Source organism: Streptomyces sp. NPDC086554 (assembly GCF_040686095.1).
Classification (GTDB): Bacteria; Actinomycetota; Actinomycetes; order Streptomycetales; family Streptomycetaceae; genus Streptomyces.
In genome coordinates this window covers 37,326-54,869 of sequence record NZ_JBFBJK010000010.1, presented here as the reverse complement: position 1 = coordinate 54,869, position 17,544 = coordinate 37,326, and the positions used below count along the sequence as shown (strand labels likewise).

Below are 17,544 nucleotides of genomic sequence, written 5' to 3'. Positions count from 1 at the left end.
TCCTCGTGGGTTCGGGACGCGCGGCAGGAGCGTGTGCGCGCCCGGTGGGGGGCGGTCGGCACGGCTTGAGCCAACCCGCACATAAAAGAGACCCAAGGCGCGCACAGCGGGCCAAAGGTCCTTGGGTAGTGCATCAGGCGTTGGGTCACCATACGCCATGTCAAGGCGGCATATGGAAGGACTTGAGAGATGGATCACAGGTTACGACGGAACCAACAGCCCTGATTTAAAGGTGATCCTCAGGATCGCACCCCATACCCGCAGGCTGCCACCGTAAGCATGCGATCAGCTGTCGATCACCCCACGGCGGTCGTCCGTCGCGGACTACCATCACCCCATGACCCGTGTACTGCTCGCCGAGGACGACGCGTCCATCTCGGAGCCGCTGGCCCGCGCCCTGCGCAGGGAGGGTTACGAGGTCGAAGTCCGCGAGGACGGCCCGACCGCCCTCGACGCAGGTCTGCAGGGCGCCGTCGACCTCGTCGTACTCGACCTGGGGCTGCCCGGCATGGACGGCCTGGAGGTGGCCCGCCGCCTGCGCGCCGAGGGGCACACGGCGCCGATCCTGATCCTGACCGCCCGGGCCGACGAGGTGGACACCGTGGTGGGCCTGGACGCGGGCGCCGACGACTACGTGACCAAGCCCTTCCGCCTCGCCGAACTGCTCGCCCGGGTCCGGGCCCTGCTCCGGCGCGGTGCCGCCGAGCCGCAGCAGCCGCCGGCCACGCACGGCGTGCGGATCGACGTCGAGTCGCACCGCGCCTGGATGGGCGAGGAGGAGCTCCAGCTCACGGCCAAGGAGTTCGACCTGCTGCGGGTCCTGGTCCGCGACGCGGGCCGGGTGGTCACCCGCGACCAGCTGATGCGCGAGGTCTGGGACACGACGTGGTGGTCGTCCACCAAGACCCTGGACATGCACATTTCCTGGCTGCGCAAGAAGCTGGGCGACGATGCGGCGAACCCCCGGTACATCGCGACGGTGCGCGGGGTCGGCTTCCGCTTCGAGAAGAGCTGAGCTGAGCGCCCCGAAGGGGCGCGGGGAACTGCGCGAGCAACCACAAGGCACCCGCACCCGCCGTAGAACTCCCAGAGGCAGACGCGTCTGCGGGCCGGTGGGGGCTTGTCGCGCCCGCGCGGCGGAGCCGCATGTGTCACAGCCCCGCGCCCCTGACGGGGCCCGACCCGGATCCCTGATCCGCGACACTGGGTAAATGCGCCGCCGTCTGATCAACTCCACCCTCGCCGTCGTCCTCGTAGTGATCGCAGTCTTCGGGGTGAGCCTCGTCGTCGTAGAGACGAGGACCATCAGCAGCAGCGCTCAGGAGCGAGTGACCTCCGAGGCCGTCCGCCTCGCCGGGATCGTCGACAGCAGGCTCATCAGCGACGAGCGGATCACCGCCGGGATCCTGCGTGACGTGGCCGCGGTCGACACCGACCGCTACGCCCTCATCGAGATCCCCGGCCGCGCCCCCATCGAGATCGGCAGCCGCCCCGACGGCGACGTCATCCAGGCCACCGCGGACGGCGAGGAGGGCGAGAAGGTCACCGTCGAGGAGCCCCGCACCGCGGTCACCGAGGAGGTCGGCCGCACGCTCCTGATCATCGGCGCCGTCGCGCTCCTCGCGATCGTCGCCGCCGTACTCCTCGCCGTGCGCCAGGCCAACCGCCTGGCATCCCCGCTCACCGACCTCGCCGAGACCGCCGAGCGCCTCGGCTCGGGCGACCCGAGGCCGCGCCACAAGCGGTACGGGGTGCCGGAGCTCGACCGCGTCGCGGACGTACTGGACGGCAGCGCCGAGCGGATCGCCCGCATGCTGACCGCCGAGCGCCGCCTCGCCGCCGACGCCTCGCACCAGCTGCGTACGCCGCTGACGGCACTCTCCATGCGCCTGGAGGAGATCACCGTCACCGACGACCTGGACACGGTGAAGGAGGAGGCGACGATCGCGCTTGCGCAGGTCGAGCGGCTCACCGACGTGGTGGAGCGGCTGCTCACCAACTCCCGTGACCCGCGCACCGGTTCGGCCGTCTCCTTCGACCTGGACGAGGTCATCAAGCAGCAGCTGGAGGAGTGGCGCCCGGCCTACCGCAGCGCGGGCCGCGCCATCGTCAGCTCCGGCAAGCGGCATCTGCAGGCCGTGGGCACGCCCGGCGCGGTCGCCCAGGTCCTCGCCGCGCTGATCGAGAACTCGCTCATGCACGGCGGCGGCACCGTCGCCCTGCGTACCCGCGTCACCGGCACCCAGACGGTCGTCGAGGTCACGGACAACGGCCCCGGAGTCCCCGCAGACCTCGGCGCGCGGATCTTCGAGCGCACCATCAGCGGCCACAATTCGACGGGTATCGGCCTCGCCGTGGCGCGCGATCTGGCCGAGGCGGACGGCGGCCGCCTGGAGATGCTGCAGACGAAGCCGCCGGTGTTCGGCCTGTTCCTCTCGCGTACGCCGCCGCACAAGCGCGACAGAGAGGACACGGTCCGTTAGGGGGTCCGCTGCACGGTACGCCGGGCCTCGGGCTTCGAGGGCCGTGGCTCCGCGTCTTCCAGGAACGATTCCGCATGGGCGACGGCCTCCCGCGCGGGCAGCGTCTTGAACACCCACGTGCGGTACGACCAGAAGCGGAAGCAGGTGGCGATGCCGATGCCGAGGAACTTGAAGAGGTTGGACTCCAGGCGGCCGTCCCAGCCGAAGCCGTACGTCGCCGCGTAGAGCACGCCGTTCTCGATCACCAGGCCGACGACGCTGAACAGCAGGAAGAGCGTGAGCTCCTTCGTCCTGCCGCTCTTGTCACGGTCCTTGTACGTGAAGTAACGGAAACCGACGTAGTTCACGGCGATCGCGACGATCGTGGCGATCACGCTCGCGCGCACGACCTGCAGGTCGGAGACATGGCGTACGAAGTTGAAGACGCCGAAGTTCACCACCGTCCCGACCGCTCCCACGGCCCCGAACTTGACGACTTCGCGCGCGAGCCGATCCAGCCGCACCCGTAGTGCGCCACGTTCCGTCATGGTGGTCGCCCCAACCCCCGTCGATTCGTATTGGTCGTGTCGACGATGTGGTGATTCGGTCGCGTCAACCAAGCCATGCTAACCAGCGACCCCCGTCCGCCGCGCGCGGACGCCTCCACACTGTGGCGGCTCTGTGACGCGAGAGGCCGTGGGGGGCGCGGAATCCGGCCGTTCTCCGGTGGCCGATACAGGCCGATACCCTGGGGGTGTGACGTTCCCGGTAGTCGGCATGGTCGGCGGCGGTCAGCTCGCCCGCATGACCCACGAGGCGGGCATCCCCCTCGGCCTCAGATTCAAGCTCCTCAGTGACACCCCTCAGGATTCCGCGGCGCAGGTCGTCAGCGATGTCGTCATCGGCGACTATCGCGACCTCGACACGCTGCGTGACTTCGCGAGGGGCTGCGACGTGATCACTTTCGATCACGAACACGTACCCACCGAGCACCTACGGACCCTGGAGGCGGACGGCATCCCTATCCGTCCGGGGCCCGATGCGCTGATGCACGCCCAGGACAAGGGCGTGATGCGCGCGAAGCTCATGGAGATCGGCGTGCCGTGTCCACGCCATCGGATCGTGAAGGATCCCGCCGACGTGGCGGCCTTCGCGGCCGAGGGCGCCCTGGACGGCGGCGACGGCTTCCCTGTGATCCTCAAGACGGTGCGTGGCGGCTATGACGGGAAGGGGGTGTGGTTCGTACGTTCCGCCGAGGACGCCGAAGTCCCCTTCCGGGCCGGTGTGCCCGTCCTCGCCGAGGAGAAGGTCGACTTCGTACGCGAGCTCGCGGCGAACGTCGTGCGCTCGCCGCACGGCCAGGCCGTGGCCTACCCCGTCGTCGAGTCGCAGCAGGTCGACGGCGTCTGCGACACGGTGATCGCCCCGGCGCCCGGCCTCGACGCCGCCCTCGCCCTGCAGGCGGAGGAGCTGGCACTGCGCGTCGCCAAGGACCTCGGCGTGGTCGGCCACCTGGCGGTCGAGCTCTTCGAGACGACAGACGGCCGCATCCTGGTCAACGAACTGGCGATGCGCCCGCACAACTCGGGCCACTGGACGCAGGACGGCGCGATCACCTCCCAGTTCGCCAACCACGTCCGCGCGGTGCTCGACCTGCCCCTCGGCGACCCGCGCCCGCGCGCGAAGTGGACGGTCATGGCCAATGTCCTGGGCGGCGACTACCCGGACATGTACCAGGCGTACCTGCACTGCATGGCGCGCGACCCGCAGCTGAAGATCCACATGTATGGCAAGGACGTGAAGCCCGGACGCAAGGTCGGCCACGTCAACACCTACGGCGACGACCTGGACGACGTGCTGGAGCGCGCCCGTCACGCAGCCGGCTATCTCAGAGGAACCATCACCGAATGAGCACGTCTCCTGTGTCCCCCGTAGTCGGCATCGTCATGGGCTCGGACTCCGACTGGCCCGTCATGGAGGCGGCGGCCAAGGCGCTCGACGAGTTCGAGATCCCCTACGAGGTCGACGTCGTCTCCGCGCACCGCATGCCGCGCGAGATGGTCGCGTACGGCGAGGAAGCGGCCGACCGCGGCCTCAAGGCGATCATCGCGGGCGCGGGCGGCGCGGCACACCTGCCGGGCATGCTGGCCTCGGTGACCCCGCTGCCGGTGATCGGCGTGCCGGTTTCGTTGAAGTACTTGGACGGCATGGACTCCTTGCTCTCCATCGTGCAGATGCCGGCGGGCGTCCCCGTGGCGACGGTCTCGGTCGGCGGCGCGCGCAACGCGGGGCTGCTCGCGGCGCGCATCCTCGCGGCGCACGACCCCGAACTCCTCGCCCGTATGCGGGAGTTCCAGCAGGAGCTGAACGAGCAGGCCACGGAGAAGGGGAAGCGGCTTCGGGCAAAGGTCGAGGGCGCGGGTTCCGGTTTCGGCTTCGCTTCGGGAAAGTGAGGGGCATGACTTCCCCCTCTCTTGCCGAAGCCCATTCCCTCCTCGCCGAGTTCCCGGTGGTCGACGGCCACAACGACCTGCCCTGGGCGCTGCGCGAGAAGGCGGGTTACGACATCGACCGCCTCGACATCGCGTCCGACCAGACGGGCAGTCTGCACACGGACATCGCCCGTCTGCGGGCGGGCGGTGTCGGCGCGCAGTTCTGGTCGGTGTACGTCCGTACGGACATGGCGGGCGACGCGGCGGTCAGCGCGACACTCGAACAGATCGACTGCGTAGCCCAGTTGCTCACCCGCTACCCCTCGGACCTGGCCCGCGCCTTGACGGCGGCGGAAATGGAGAGTGCCCGAGCCGAGGGCCGTATCGCATCCCTGATGGGAGCGGAGGGCGGCCACTCGATCAACAACTCCCTGGCCACGCTGCGGGCGTTGCACACCCTGGGCGTCCGCTACATGACGCTGACCCACAACGACAACATCGCGTGGGCGGACTCGGCGACGGACGAACCGGGCGTGGGAGGCCTCTCGCCCTTCGGCCACGAGGTGGTCAGGGAGATGAACCGCACCGGCATGCTGGTGGACCTCTCCCACGTGGCGGCGACGACGATGCGGGCAGCCCTGGACACGTCGGTGGCGCCGGTGATCTTCTCCCACTCGTCTGCGCGGGCGGTGTGCGACCACCCGCGCAACATCCCGGACGACGTCCTGGAGGGCCTGTCGGCGAACGGCGGCGTGGCCATGGCGACGTTCGTCCCGAAGTTCGTCCTCCAGGCGGCGGTGGACTGGACGGCGGCGGCCGACGAGAACATGCGGGCGCACGGCTTCCACCACCTGGACACGACGCCGGAGGCGATGAAGGTCCACGCGGCCTTCGAGGAGTCGACTCCGCGTCCGCTTGCGACCGTCGCCACGGTCGCCGACCACCTCGACCACATGCGTGAGGCGGCGGGCGTCGACCACATCGGCATCGGCGGCGACTACGACGGCACGGCGTTCACGCCGGACGGCCTCGACGACGTCGCGGGCTATCCGAACCTGATCGCGGAGCTCCTCGACCGCGGCTGGTCGCGGGGCGACCTCGCGAAGCTGACGTGGGGGAACGCGGTGCGGGTCCTTGGCGCCGCGGAGGATGTGGCGCGGGACGTTCAGTCCCGCCGGGGCCCGTCGGTGGCGACGCTGGAGCAGCTGGACGACTGATCCCTTCCATGGACACGCGCCTGGGCCCGCCCCGCAGCTCCGGGTCGGGCCCCGAGGCGCCTTCCCTGCGGGGCAGGGGCTGCGGGCAGGCCCTGGGCCCTGCCCCGGGGTGCCGATTGGCGCCGCCTGGCGCGGCGGCGGTCTGCCTGGGCCTGATGCGGGGCTATCGCGCTGTAGCCCCCGGCCGTGCAGCTGGGGCCCGGCAGCCGACGCACAACGGCCCCGTGCTCCACCTCACTCCTCGTCTGACCGCCCCGTGCTCCACCTCACTCCTCTTCTGACCGCCCCGTGCTGCGCCTCGCCTTTCTCTCCCACCCGCCCGCCCCTGCCCGGGGCTTGGGGCGGGCCTCGGTTCTGCCCCGGGTGCTGACGGGTGCCGCCCGGTGTCGCGGCCCTGCCCGGTCCCTATGCGGGGCTATCGCCCCGGGTTCCCGGCCGTGCAGCTGGCCCGGGAGCCGACGCGTAACGGCCCCGTGCCCCGCCTCGCTCCTCTTCTGAGCGCCCCGTGCTGCGCCTTGCCTTTCTCTCCCACCCGCCCGCCCCCGCCCGGGCTTGGGGCAGCCCTTGGCCCCGCCCCGGGTGCTGATGGGTGCCGCCCGGTGTCGTGGCCCTGCCCAGTCCCTATGCGGGGCTACCGCCCCGAGCGCCTGGCCGTGCGGCCGGGCCTAGCAGTCAACGCATGATCGCACCGTGCTGCGCCTCGCCTTTCTCCCACCCACCCGCCCCCGCCTGGGGCTTGGGGCAGCCTTTGGCTCCGTCCCGCGTGCTGATAGGTGCCGCCTGGTGCGGCGGTCTGCCTGGGCCTGATGCGGGGCTACCGCCCCGGGTTCCCGGCCGTGCGGCCCCTCGGTGGTCGACGCGTGACCGTCCCGTGCTCCGGCTCGCCTTTCTCCCACCCGCCCGCCCCCGCCCGGGGCTTGGGGTAGCCCTTGGCCCGCCCCGCGTGCTGATGGGTGCGGCCTGGCGTGGTGGTCTGCCTCGGCCCCGATGCAGGGCCCCCGGCCGTGCAGCCGGCCCGGTAGGCCACGCATGATCGCCCAGTGCTGTGGCTCACCCGTCTCCCACGCCGGACGTTCCGCCCCGTGGTTCGGGTCAACTGGGGTGCGGTGGTGGTGGGTTGGTCAAGCTGTAGTGGGGGGGGGCTTGTTGGGGCTGTGGCTTTGATTGTTGCCGGGGCCGCCCGGTTGGCCGGAGTTTGGCGGTTCCGGGGCGGGTGTAAAGGGCGCTCCGCTGCGCTGCGCGTCGGCTTCGCCGATTGCGCTTCGCTTCACCCTTGACACCCGTCCCTCCACCGCGAGGAGCGAATTGACCGGGCGGCCCTGGAAGCGGGGCTCACGGGGACCACCCGGCGGGTCATCCGGCTTGTCCGCCGGGTGCGGACTAGTTCGGAGCAGCGCGCCGCATCGCTGGAGGGTGCGCGGCCGGTTCGGGGATGGGTGCCGGTCTCGTCAAGCGTCTGGCGACCGGATCTTCCGGGCTGGCCTTCACGTGTCACGGATGGGGGGGGGTGGGGGACCTACTTTGGGAGAGTTGTGTTCTGGCACAAGGGGGGGCGCACGGGGTGCGCCACGCGCCTTCCCGATTCCCGAACCCCTCCAGCCCGCCCGAGGTCTCAGTCGAGACAGAACTCGTTGCCCTCGATGTCCTGCATCACGAGGCACGACTCGTTGACTCCATCGGCACGCAGTAGTTGTACGCGTACCGCGCCGAGCGGGATCAGTCGTGCGCACTCGGCCTCAAGCGCGGCCAGGCGCTCTTCGCCCACGAGCCCGGTGCCGACCCGCACATCGAGATGCAGCCGATTCTTGACGACCTTGCCCTCGGGGACGCGCTGGAAGAACAGTCGCGGGCCCACACCCGAGGGGTCGATGCAGGCGAACGCCGAACCCTGACTCTCGGGTGGCAGCGAGCGATCGAAAGCGTCCCACGTGGCAAACCCCGCCGGTGGCGGCGGTACGACGTACCCCAACACCTCGCACCAGAAACGAGCGACGCGCTCAGGTTCCGCGCAGTCGAAGGTGATTTGGAGCTGCTTGATCGTCGTCGTCACCGGTCCACCATAGTGGCGCGTGGTTGCCAAGTCGCCTGCCGGGTACGGCAATCGCCCCCGCCCCCTGGTGACAGGGGGCGGGGGCGACTGGGCGTGCCGGTGAGAGCGCAGGCGCTAGGGGAGGTTGCGGGCCATCACGATCCGCTGGACCTGGTTCGTGCCCTCATAAATCTGCGTGATCTTCGCGTCGCGCATCATCCGCTCGACCGGGTAGTCACGGGTGTAGCCGTAGCCGCCGAGCAGCTGGACGGCGTCCGTCGTGACCTCCATGGCGACATCGGAAGCGAAGCACTTGGCCGCCGCGCCCTGGAACGTGAGGTCCGCGTCTCCGCGCTCCGACTTCGCCGCCGCCGCGTACGTCAGCTGACGGGCCGCCTCGATCTTCATGGCCATGTCCGCGAGCATGAACTGGATGCCCTGGAAGTCCGCGATCGGCTTGCCGAACTGCTTGCGCTCCTTGACGTACCCCTTGGCGTAGTCGAGCGCGCCCTGGGCGATGCCGAGTGCCTGGGCCGCGATGGTGATGCGGGTGTGGTCCAGGGTCTTCATCGCCGTGGCGAAGCCCGTGCCCTCCTCGCCGATCATGCGGTCGGCGGGGATGCGAACGTTGTCGAAGTAGACCTCGCGGGTCGGCGAACCCTTGATGCCGAGCTTCTTCTCCGGGGCGCCGAACGAGACACCCTCGTCCGACTTCTCGACGACGAAGGCGGAGATGCCCTTCGAGCGCTTGGTCGGGTCGGTCACGGCCATGACCGTGTAGTACTCGGAGACGCCCGCGTTGGTGATCCAGCGCTTCACGCCGTTGAGGATCCAGTCGTCCCCGTCACGGACCGCCTTCGTCTTCATGCCGGCCGCGTCCGAACCCGCGTCGGGCTCGGAGAGGCAGTACGAGAACATGCCCTCGCCCTTGGCGAGCGGCGTCATGTACTTCTTCTTCAGCTCCTCGGAGCCGGAGAGGATCACGGGGAGGGAGCCCAGCTTGTTCACTGCGGGGATGAGGGAGGACGAGGCGCAGACGCGCGCCACCTCCTCGATCACGATGACCGTGGCGAGCGCGTCGGCACCGGCGCCGCCGAAGCTCTCCGGTACGTGCACCGCGTGCAGGTCGTTCGCGACGAGGGCGTCGAGCGCCTCCTGCGGGAAGCGGGCCTCCTCGTCGACGGCCGCGGCGAACGGGGCGATCTTCGCCTCGGACAGCGAACGGATCGCGTCGCGGAGCATGTCGTGCTCCTCGGACGGGCGGTACAGGTCGAAATCAGCCGATCCGGCCAAGGTCTCTCACGCTCCAAGGACGCTAATTACCGTTAAGTAACCCAAATTTTAGTGGTCGGCTCACGGGACGGATACGTGAGCTTTCTGACAGGGGGCAGTAAAAGGGCGGCAGGCGGGTGGCGAGTGGGTGGCAATGGCGGGAACGTGCCCCGTCGGACGCCCGACTATGCTCGGGCAGCGCACTGACGGCCGTAGACCCCTGGAGCACCGCATGGCCCTCAAGATCACCGTGATCGGCACCGGCTATCTCGGCGCCACGCACGCCGCGGCCATGGCCGAGCTCGGCTTCGAGGTGCTCGGGCTCGATGTCGTGCCCGAGAAGATCGAAATGCTGCAGCGGGGCGAGGTCCCGATGTACGAGCCCGGTCTGGAGGAGCTGCTGCGCAAGCACGTCGCCGGGATCGAGGGATCGAGCGGGCGGCTGCGTTTCACCATGGACTGGGCCGAGGTCGCGGACTTCGGCGACGTCCACTTCGTCTGCGTGAACACTCCGCAGAAGCACGGCGAGTACGCCTGTGACATGAGCTACGTGGACAGCGCCTTCGCGCAGCTCGCCCCGCATCTGACGCGGCCCGCGCTGGTCGTCGGCAAGTCGACCGTGCCGGTCGGCTCCGCGGACCGGCTCGCGCGCGAGCTGTCCGCCGCCGCGCCGGTGGGCGCGGACGCCGAGCTGGCCTGGAACCCGGAGTTCCTGCGGGAGGGCCTCGCCGTGCAGGACACGCTGCACCCGGACCGCATCGTGGTCGGCGTACGCAGCGCGCACGCGGAGAAGCTGCTTCGCGAGGTGTACGCGGGTCCTGTCGGCGAGGGCTCGCCCTTCGTCGTGACGGACTTCCCGACCGCCGAGCTCGTGAAGACCTCCGCCAACTCCTTCCTCGCCACGAAGATCTCCTTCATCAACGCCATGGCCGAGGTGTGCGAGGCCGCGGGCGGGGACGTGGTGAAGCTGGCGGAGGCGCTCGGGTACGACGACCGGATCGGCAAGAAGTTCCTGCGGGCCGGGATCGGCTTCGGCGGCGGCTGCCTGCCGAAGGACATCCGGGCGTTCATGGCGCGGGCAGGGGAGCTGGGCGCGGACCAGGCCCTGACCTTCCTCCGTGAGATCGACTCCATCAACATGCGGCGGCGCGGGCAGATGGTGGAGATGACGCGCGAGGCCTTGGGGGGCGGGTCCTTCCTGGGCAAGCGGGTCGCCGTCCTCGGCGCCACCTTCAAGCCCGACTCGGACGATGTCCGTGACTCGCCCGCACTGAATGTCGCCGGGCAGATCCACCTTCAGGGCGGTCAGGTCACGGTGTACGACCCCAAGGGCATGGCGAACGCCCGTCGTCTCTTCCCGACGCTCGGGTACGCGGAGACCGCGGTGGACGCGGTGCGCGGCGCGGATGTGGTGCTCCACCTGACGGAGTGGCGCGAGTTCCGTGAGCTGGACGCGGAGTCGCTGGGCGAGGTCGCGTCGGCGCGGGTCATCCTGGACGGTCGTAACGCGCTGGACCCGCTGGTGTGGCGCGCGGCCGGCTGGACGTACCGGGCGATGGGTCGCCCGGCGGCCTGAGGATTCCCTGTAAGACGTCGTCGGCCGGGCTGGAATTTTCCAGCCCGGCCGACGAAGTATTCAGCCTGTCCGGCGATTGAGGACGAACTCGGCGAAGCCGGTGATTTACCGAGCCACGCTACCCCGCACCCCTTGGCGGAGCCTTCCGCGCCCTATACGCCCGCATCTTCGCCCGAGCCCCGCACACCCCCATGTCACACCACCGGCTCCGCCCGGCCGGGCTGCGGTCGTAGTACGCCCAGTGGCAGTCCGCCGCCTCGCACGCCTTGAGGCGCCCCCACGTCCCCGCGGCGACCGCCTCCGCGATGGCCGCGGCCACCCGCGATGCGAGGGCGGACGGCTCCGCGGGGGTCAGTGACGCCGAGCCGTCCTCGACCGACACCGTCACCAACAGCGGCGCCTCCGCGAGGAGTTGGGAGAGCGGCGGCACGGACGCATGCGGCCCGTGCCCCGCATGGGCCAGGCACGCCACCCGCAGGGACTCCCGCAGCTCCCGCGCCGCCGCCGTCTCCGCCCCCGCGGCGAGCCCGAAGGGGGCCCGCCCCTCCGCCGTGTCCAGCGCGTCCGCGCCCGACTCCAGGTCCAGTGTGTTCACCAGCGCCTGGACCAGCGTGAGACCGCCGGGAGCGGGTGCTCTGTCATTCATGCTTGCGACGTTACCTCCAGTGCGGGAGTATGGAGTAACCGTTACCTGATGAGAGCCTGTAAGGGTAACTCGGCACTCGAACCGGGAGAGACTCATGCCCCTCGCCAAACTCGGCGTCGTCGTACTCGACTGTCCCGACCCCCTCGCCCTCGCCGGCTTCTACGCCGCCGTCCTCGGCGGCACGCCCAAGGACGACGGCGAAGGCTGGGTGGACCTCGAAGGCCACGACGGGACGCCCCTCGCCTTCCAGGAGGCCCCCGGCCACGTCCCGCCGCAGTGGCCGTCGGCCGACCGCTCGCAGCAGTTCCATCTGGACCTCACCGTGGAAGCCGCGGAGCTGGACGCGGTCGAGAAGCAGGTGCTCGCGCTCGGCGCCACCGTGCTCGACGCGGAGGACCGCACCCGCAGCTTCCGCGTGTACGCCGACCCCGCCGGGCACCCCTTCTGCCTCTGCGCCTGCTGAGAGGGAACGGAACGATGGCTCCCATCGCCCGCATGCGCAGCATCGTGCTCGACTGCCCGGACCCCCGCCAACTCGCCGAGTTCTACGGGCACTTGCTCGACGGAGCCATCACGGACGACGACGCGGACTGGGTCGCTCTCCGCACCCCCGACGGGCTCCGCATCTGCTTCCAGCGGGTGGCCGGTCACCGCCCGCCCGACTGGCCCCGCGCCGAGACCAACTCCCAGCAGTTGCACCTGGACTTCGACGCGGGCCCGACCCTCCAGGACATCGAGCGCGCCCAGGAGCGCGTACTCGCCATCGGCGCGAAGCCGCTCGACGTGAACGACGACGGCGGCGAACGCGACTTCCGTGTCTACGCCGATCCGGCAGGGCATCCCTTCTGCCTCTGCCGGATCAGCGAGAGCGAAGGCGTCAGCCAGAGGTCTGGCGGCGCCGCTCCCGAGCCGCCCGCGCGGTGAAGTCCGCGCTGCGCAGCGCCCGTTGGACGTTGCCCCAGGTCAGCATCGCGAGCTCCGCATCCGGCCAGCCGCGCTCGATGAGCTCGGCGACGAGATACGGATAGCCCGAGACGTCGGCCAGGCCATCGGGGTGCGCGGCCAGCGTGTCGTACATGCCCGAGAGGCCGACGCACTCCGGCCCCGCGAGACGGCGTACGTGATCGAGGTGGTCCGCGACCTCTCGTATCGAGGAACCCGTCTGCTCGGCCGCCAGCGGCACCAGGCACAGGGCCTTGGCCTTGCCGAGCGCGGTCAGCAGACCGTCGGAGAGGTTCCCGGGGGCCTCGCGCAGGGCCAGGGCCCCGGAGCGTACGAAGAGCGCCGGCGCCCGGGAGAGGGTGAGCACCCGGCGCACCGTGGCCTCCGACGCTCCGGAGAGTTCGGGGAGCACCCCGAGCCGGTTCAGCTCGCGGACGACCTCATCGCCGAACGGGCTCAGGCCGTCGGGCCCTGCCCATGACGTGCCGGACAGCGTCAGCGAGCACAGCCCGAGGTCGTGCAGCGCCCGCAGCGTGGCCAGTGAGTCGCCGATCGCCGCGGCGCGCGCCGGGCCGATCAGGGTGGCGATGCGGCCGCAGTAGCGGGCGTCGACCGCCTCGGACGCGGTGCGGGCGAGCCGCAGTCCTTCGGGGTGGTCGTCGACGACGTGCTTGATGAAGTCGAGCTGTTCGAGGGTCACGCCCAGGGCGCGGTCACTGCTGAGGTTCTCCGGGACGTGCGCGGACCAGAACTGCGCCCCGACACCGCCCGCCCGCAGTCGGGGAACATCGGCCTCCACCCCGCTTTCGCCGAGCTCCAGGTCGCACCAGGGCAGTTCGCGCAGTGCCCAGGGCAGTCCGCTGTAGCCGTCGGCGACGGGGTGGGCGGCGAGCAGCGCGTGGGCACGCAGGAGCGGGTCCGGCAGGGGGTCAGGGTCTGACGCGGGCTCGGCTTCCGGTTCTGACGCCGGCTCGGCTTCCAGCTCTGACGCGGGCTCGGCTTCGGGCTCGGCTTCGGGCTCGGATATGGCGGGTTGGGCGGGCTCCGTGAAGAGCTCCGCGGAGGGCTCCGTGAAGGGCTCCGCGGAGGGCTCAGTGAAGGGCTCCGTGGAGGGCTGATCCAGCACTCCGGCCTCGGCGGTGGCGTTGAGTTCGACCTGCAGGTCTGCCATGGCATTGCTCCGGACTTCAGGGTGGCAGTTGAGTCCACCGTGACACGCGGGAGCCGGGGCTTCGCGGCAGGCGAAGCGTTCGGAGTACAAGTCGGAGTGCAAGCAAGTCCGCCGGTACGCGAAGGGGCCCCGCCGATGCACCGGCGGGGCCCCTTCCACGTATACCTGAAAGGCCCGATCGAGGCTCAGTCGCCCGAGACCGTCACCTTCTCGTCGTTGTTCAGCTCCGAGACCATCTGCTTGACCTTGGCCTTGTCCCACAGGAGGTTGCCGCCGGTGGAGCCCGCGAGCGGCATGTTCATCGACTTGCCGTCGCCGCCCGTGACGCCCTTCATCGCCCAGAACATGGACGCCACGTCGAACAGGCCCATGTCCTTGTCGACGACCAGCGTGTCCAGGCCCGCGCCCATCGTGGGGTAGAGCTTGAAGGGGTTCATGACCGTGCCCGGGGTCGCCGCCTGGTTGGCGAGGGCCGCGAGGAACTTCTGCTGGTTCTTCGTACGGTCCAGGTCGCTGCCCGGCAGGGCGTAACGCGTGCGGACGAAGGCCAGGGCCTCCTGGCCGTCGAGGGTCTGCTTGCCCGCCTCGAAGTCGGCGCCGGACTTCGGGTCCTTGAAACCCTTGGGGATGTCCATCTCGACGCCGCCGACCGCGTCCACGATCTTGGCGAAGCCGCCGAAGCCGATCTCGGCGTAGTGGTCGATCCGCAGGCCGGTGTTGAACTCGACGGTGCGGACGAGGAGTTCGGGCCCGTCCTCCGCGTACGCCGCGTTGAGCTTCGTCTGGCGGCCGGTGTTCGGGTAGAGCTTGCCGGACTCGGCACCCTTGAAGGAGGGGATCGTCACGTTCGAGTCGCGCGGCAGCGAGATCATCGTGTTCCCGCCGTCGTCCGCGACGTGCAGGATCATCATCGAGTCCGTGCGCTTGCCCTCGGCCGAGCCGGTGTGGAGCTTCTTCTTGTCCTCGTCGGACATGCCCTCGCGGCTGTCGGAGCCGACGATCAGGTAGTTCGTGCCGTCGCCGCCCTCGGGGCGCTCGATGACCTTGGAGAGGTCGACCTCGCGCTTGAGCTTGGAGTCGGCCCAGAAGTACGTGCCGATGGAGACCGCGAGCAGTACGACGACGAGGGTGAGCGAGCCGATCTTGATGCGCCGGCGCCAGTTCGGGGCGGGGCGGGGCGCGCGGGTTCCGTCGCCGCCGTAGCCGTCGTCACCGCGGCCGTTCCCGTTTCCGTTCGGGGAGCCGTAGACCTGACCGGTGTTGTAGCCGCTGTCGTACCCGTTGTCGTAGGCGTCCTGGCGGGGCGCGCGGGGCTCGAACATGTCGTCGCGGGCGTCGCCGTACCGCTGGCCGTACCCGTCGTCGTACGCGGGCTGCTGCGGAACCCCTCCGGACTGCTGGCCCGGGCGGCCCCCGCCGCCGCGCTGGACATGCCGCATCACGCGGGCGCCGTCGGGCTGCGCGTTCCCGCTGCCACGGCCGTATCCCCGGCCGTTGCCCTGCTCGTCAGGCCAATCGCTCATGTGGCCCAGTGTGCAGTCTGAGGGGGCGCGCCATACAGGGCGGGCGGGATTTCGGTTCAGGGCTGTTGCAGAGCTGATGCAAAGCGGCTCGGGGAGTCCGGGACATACGTCAGACATAGGGTGGAGCCCATGACAGACCTCGCCCCTGGACCGGAATCGGAGATTCCGGGCAAGCCGACTTCGGCGTCCCGCACGACACTCAGCCACATCATGACCCACAACGACACCAACCTCCTCGGAACGGTGCACGGTGGCGTGATCATGAAATTGGTGGACGACGCGGCGGGGGCGGTCGCCGGGCGGCACTCGGGCGGGCCCGCCGTCACCGCGTCCATGGACGAGATGGTCTTCCTCGAGCCGGTCCGGGTCGGTGACCTGGTTCATGTGAAGGCGCAGGTGAACTGGACCGGGCGGTCGTCCATGGAGGTGGGGGTCCGGGTGCTCGCCGAGCGGTGGAACGAGTCGACGCCCGCGCAGCAGGTCGGCTCCGCGTATCTGGTGTTCGCCGCCGTCGACGCGGACGGCAAGCCGCGGACGGTGCCGCCCGTCCTGCCGGAGACCGAGCGGGACCGGCGGCGCTATCAGGAAGCGCAGATCCGGCGTACGCACCGTCTTGCGCGGCGCCGGGCGATCAAGGACCTGCGGCAGTCCCGCGCCGCGGAGGGTCTCGACGACTGAGCGGGGAACGAAGCCGTCCTTACGGGCACACCACCTGGTCGCCCGTGACCGCGCCGAACTCCCCCTGGTAGGAGTCCTCCGCCCGTACCGGCCTGACGCTCTTGAAGTCCTGGCCCGCCAGGACCTTCAGGGTCGCGCCCTGGCCCTTGACCGCGCGCAGTCGGCAGCCCGGCAGCGCCGCCGCGAGCGACTTCGCCGAGCGGTCCCAGCGCGGGTCGTACGCGACGACCGTGCGCGTAAGCGGCTTGCCCGGCGCGTTGCCCGGCACCCGCGTCGTACGGAAGCCGGTGGACCGCAGCGCGCTGTCGACCCGCCTGCCCAGGCCCGGCCTGCCGGTGGCGTTGTCGACCTGCACCCGGATCTGCTGCGGCGACACTCCGACCAAGGCGGCCTTGCGCCGGGGGTTGTGCGCGGCGAGGGGGCGGTCCTCGCGCAGCGCCTTGAAGAGCTTCCTGGACTTCCGCGGGTCCCACTTCAGGGTGGAGCCGATGCCCGGCACGTTCACGCCCTTGCTGCGCAGCGGCACGGTCGTGAACTCCGACGAGGAGGGTGAGAAGCCGCGCATCGCCGAGCCCAGGGCCAGCATCTCGTTCGTACCGAACCCCTTGTCCGCACGGACCGAGCCGAGCAGCGTCCTGCTCACGTCGCGGAACTTGAGGGGATTGAGCAGCACCCCGCTGCTGGTCGCCTTCGAGATCAGCGCGGCGAGGAACCGCTGCTGGCGCTGCATCCTGCCGAGGTCGGATGAGCCGTCGACGTGCCGGGTGCGGACGTACTGCAGGGCCTGGCCGCCGTTCAGCTTGTGCGTGCCGACGGCCAGATTCAGTCCGGTGTACGAGTCCTTCAGCGGGCGCGCCGTGCAGATCTCCACGCCGCCGAGCACGTCCACGGTCTTCATGAAGCTGGTGAAGTCGACCTCCAGATAGTGGTCGATCTTGACCTTGGTCATCTTCTCGACGGTGCGCACGGTGAGATTGGGGCCGCCCTCCGCGTACGCAGCGTTCATCTTGACCGGGTGGGCCTTGTGGCGGTCGCCCGAGATCTGGTCGGTGTGCGCGGGCATCTCCGCGTAGCTGTCGCGGGGCAGGCTCACGACGCTCGCGCGATCCCGGCCCTCGGAGATGTGCACGATCATGATCGTGTCCGTGCAGTGGCAGGGCGCACCGCCGAGCCGGTACTTCTTCTTCTCCGCCTTGGTGATCTTGTCCCGGCCGTCGGTGCCGACGAGCAGCACGTTCATGCCGTTGCCCGCCTGCGGCCGGTTCTTCATGTCCTTGAAGGCGTCCACCCGGTCGATCCCGGTGTCGAGACTGGACACGACCCCGTGCCCGATCCCCGCGGCCGCGAGCACCGTCACGGAGAGCGCCGTCGCCACCCGCATGGCCCAGCGGGGCCGCTTCCCCCGCACGGCCGGGCGGGGCGCCCGCTTCCTGGGTGCGGCCTGACGCGGGGGGCGCGGCCCGCGCGAGGAGGGGCTGGGGGAGCGGCGGGGCGGTGTGGGCACGAGGGGGACACCTCCGCTGACGGGCCGGGGAACGCCAGAACCGTAGGCCCATACGATCTGCGGCCCGGGTAGTGACCCGGCGGCGCGCGCCC

At 70.3% G+C, this 17,544-nt stretch carries 16 protein-coding genes; 9 read left to right on the top strand and 7 right to left on the bottom strand.

Features of this window, described 5'->3' with window-relative positions:
• Positions 1 to 337 precede the first annotated feature (337 nt).
• Positions 338 to 1,015, top strand: a complete 678-nt coding sequence (locus AB0O76_RS18090; RefSeq protein WP_135332029.1) for a response regulator transcription factor — start codon at positions 338 to 340, stop codon at positions 1,013 to 1,015.
• Between the two features lie 196 nt (positions 1,016 to 1,211).
• The gene (locus tag AB0O76_RS18085) at positions 1,212 to 2,483 is read left to right on the top strand and encodes an ATP-binding protein (protein WP_365491708.1); all 1,272 of its coding nucleotides are present in this window, start codon (positions 1,212 to 1,214) and stop codon (positions 2,481 to 2,483) included.
• Here the strand turns inward: AB0O76_RS18085 and AB0O76_RS18080 are convergent.
• Positions 2,480 to 3,010 (bottom strand): GtrA family protein, encoded by a 531-nt coding sequence (locus AB0O76_RS18080; RefSeq protein WP_365491705.1) that lies wholly within the window; start codon positions 3,008 to 3,010, stop codon positions 2,480 to 2,482. The genes AB0O76_RS18085 and AB0O76_RS18080 overlap by 4 nt on opposite strands.
• A 148-nt stretch (positions 3,011 to 3,158) precedes the next feature.
• Between AB0O76_RS18080 and AB0O76_RS18075 the strand changes: the two genes are divergently transcribed.
• The 3 genes from AB0O76_RS18075 to AB0O76_RS18065 are packed head-to-tail and all read left to right on the top strand — an operon-like array spanning position 3,159 to position 6,111.
• The gene (locus AB0O76_RS18075) at positions 3,159 to 4,373 is read left to right on the top strand and encodes a 5-(carboxyamino)imidazole ribonucleotide synthase (RefSeq protein ID WP_365492346.1); all 1,215 of its coding nucleotides are present in this window, start codon (positions 3,159 to 3,161) and stop codon (positions 4,371 to 4,373) included.
• Positions 4,370 to 4,915, top strand: a complete 546-nt coding sequence (gene purE, locus AB0O76_RS18070; protein ID WP_365491703.1) for a 5-(carboxyamino)imidazole ribonucleotide mutase — start codon at positions 4,370 to 4,372, stop codon at positions 4,913 to 4,915. Before AB0O76_RS18075 ends, purE begins: the two co-directional genes overlap by 4 nt.
• A gap of 5 nt (positions 4,916 to 4,920) precedes the next feature.
• On the top strand, positions 4,921 to 6,111 hold the full coding sequence (locus AB0O76_RS18065; RefSeq protein ID WP_365491700.1) for a dipeptidase: 1,191 nt from the start codon (positions 4,921 to 4,923) through the stop codon (positions 6,109 to 6,111).
• A 1,612-nt stretch (positions 6,112 to 7,723) separates the two neighbouring features.
• Here the strand turns inward: AB0O76_RS18065 and AB0O76_RS18060 are convergent.
• The gene (locus AB0O76_RS18060; RefSeq protein ID WP_365491697.1) at positions 7,724 to 8,161 is read right to left on the bottom strand and encodes a VOC family protein; all 438 of its coding nucleotides are present in this window, start codon (positions 8,159 to 8,161) and stop codon (positions 7,724 to 7,726) included.
• A gap of 114 nt (positions 8,162 to 8,275) precedes the next feature.
• Entirely contained in the window at positions 8,276 to 9,433 is a 1,158-nt protein-coding gene (locus AB0O76_RS18055) for an acyl-CoA dehydrogenase (RefSeq protein WP_365491694.1), read from the bottom strand.
• Positions 9,434 to 9,644: 211 nt separating this feature from the next.
• Between AB0O76_RS18055 and AB0O76_RS18050 the strand changes: the two genes are divergently transcribed.
• Positions 9,645 to 10,988, top strand: a complete 1,344-nt coding sequence (locus AB0O76_RS18050; RefSeq protein ID WP_365491691.1) for a UDP-glucose/GDP-mannose dehydrogenase family protein — start codon at positions 9,645 to 9,647, stop codon at positions 10,986 to 10,988.
• A 118-nt stretch (positions 10,989 to 11,106) separates the two neighbouring features.
• Here AB0O76_RS18050 and AB0O76_RS18045 read toward each other — a convergent pair whose 3' ends face one another.
• On the bottom strand, positions 11,107 to 11,634 hold the full coding sequence (locus AB0O76_RS18045; protein WP_365491688.1) for a CGNR zinc finger domain-containing protein: 528 nt from the start codon (positions 11,632 to 11,634) through the stop codon (positions 11,107 to 11,109).
• Between the two features lie 94 nt (positions 11,635 to 11,728).
• Here AB0O76_RS18045 and AB0O76_RS18040 point away from each other — a divergent pair, with 94 nt between their 5' ends.
• Positions 11,729 to 12,097 carry a VOC family protein gene (locus AB0O76_RS18040; RefSeq protein WP_365491685.1) on the top strand — a complete coding sequence of 123 codons (369 nt, stop codon included), beginning with the start codon at positions 11,729 to 11,731 and terminating at the stop codon, positions 12,095 to 12,097.
• Positions 12,098 to 12,111: 14 nt separating this feature from the next.
• Positions 12,112 to 12,558 (top strand): VOC family protein, encoded by a 447-nt coding sequence (locus AB0O76_RS18035; protein WP_365491682.1) that lies wholly within the window; start codon positions 12,112 to 12,114, stop codon positions 12,556 to 12,558.
• Here AB0O76_RS18035 and AB0O76_RS18030 read toward each other — a convergent pair.
• Together AB0O76_RS18030 and AB0O76_RS18025 are read right to left on the bottom strand one after the other, a co-directional pair.
• A complete protein-coding gene (locus tag AB0O76_RS18030) occupies positions 12,512 to 13,747 on the bottom strand; it encodes a dipeptidase (protein ID WP_365491679.1) in 1,236 nt (411 codons plus the stop codon). The two genes, AB0O76_RS18035 and AB0O76_RS18030, sit on opposite strands and share 47 nt — an antisense overlap.
• 185 nt (positions 13,748 to 13,932) lie before the next feature.
• On the bottom strand, positions 13,933 to 15,270 hold the full coding sequence (locus tag AB0O76_RS18025; RefSeq protein WP_365491676.1) for an LCP family protein: 1,338 nt from the start codon (positions 15,268 to 15,270) through the stop codon (positions 13,933 to 13,935).
• A 129-nt stretch (positions 15,271 to 15,399) separates the two neighbouring features.
• Between AB0O76_RS18025 and AB0O76_RS18020 the strand changes: the two genes are divergently transcribed.
• A complete protein-coding gene (locus tag AB0O76_RS18020; RefSeq protein ID WP_266866227.1) occupies positions 15,400 to 15,948 on the top strand; it encodes an acyl-CoA thioesterase in 549 nt (182 codons plus the stop codon).
• A 19-nt stretch (positions 15,949 to 15,967) separates the two neighbouring features.
• Here AB0O76_RS18020 and AB0O76_RS18015 read toward each other — a convergent pair whose 3' ends face one another.
• Positions 15,968 to 17,329 (bottom strand): LCP family protein, encoded by a 1,362-nt coding sequence (locus AB0O76_RS18015; RefSeq protein WP_365492343.1) that lies wholly within the window; start codon positions 17,327 to 17,329, stop codon positions 15,968 to 15,970.
• Positions 17,330 to 17,544: the final 215 nt, after the last annotated feature.

Excerpts from the sequence above, each read along its gene's own strand:
- AB0O76_RS18090 (WP_135332029.1), top strand. The coding sequence starts at position 338 with ATGACCCGTGTACTGCTCGCCGAGGACGACGCGTCCATCTCGGAGCCG.
- AB0O76_RS18085 (WP_365491708.1), top strand. The coding sequence starts at position 1,212 with ATGCGCCGCCGTCTGATCAACTCCACCCTCGCCGTCGTCCTCGTAGTG.
- AB0O76_RS18080 (WP_365491705.1), bottom strand. The coding sequence starts at position 3,010 with ATGACGGAACGTGGCGCACTACGGGTGCGGCTGGATCGGCTCGCGCGC.
- purE (WP_365491703.1), top strand. The coding sequence starts at position 4,370 with ATGAGCACGTCTCCTGTGTCCCCCGTAGTCGGCATCGTCATGGGCTCG.
- AB0O76_RS18065 (WP_365491700.1), top strand. The coding sequence starts at position 4,921 with ATGACTTCCCCCTCTCTTGCCGAAGCCCATTCCCTCCTCGCCGAGTTC.
- AB0O76_RS18050 (WP_365491691.1), top strand. The coding sequence starts at position 9,645 with ATGGCCCTCAAGATCACCGTGATCGGCACCGGCTATCTCGGCGCCACG.
- AB0O76_RS18045 (WP_365491688.1), bottom strand. The coding sequence starts at position 11,634 with ATGAATGACAGAGCACCCGCTCCCGGCGGTCTCACGCTGGTCCAGGCG.
- AB0O76_RS18040 (WP_365491685.1), top strand. The coding sequence starts at position 11,729 with ATGCCCCTCGCCAAACTCGGCGTCGTCGTACTCGACTGTCCCGACCCC.
- AB0O76_RS18035 (WP_365491682.1), top strand. The coding sequence starts at position 12,112 with ATGGCTCCCATCGCCCGCATGCGCAGCATCGTGCTCGACTGCCCGGAC.
- AB0O76_RS18030 (WP_365491679.1), bottom strand. The coding sequence starts at position 13,747 with ATGGCAGACCTGCAGGTCGAACTCAACGCCACCGCCGAGGCCGGAGTG.
- AB0O76_RS18025 (WP_365491676.1), bottom strand. The coding sequence starts at position 15,270 with ATGAGCGATTGGCCTGACGAGCAGGGCAACGGCCGGGGATACGGCCGT.
- AB0O76_RS18020 (WP_266866227.1), top strand. The coding sequence starts at position 15,400 with ATGACAGACCTCGCCCCTGGACCGGAATCGGAGATTCCGGGCAAGCCG.
- AB0O76_RS18015 (WP_365492343.1), bottom strand. The coding sequence starts at position 17,329 with ATGCGGGTGGCGACGGCGCTCTCCGTGACGGTGCTCGCGGCCGCGGGG.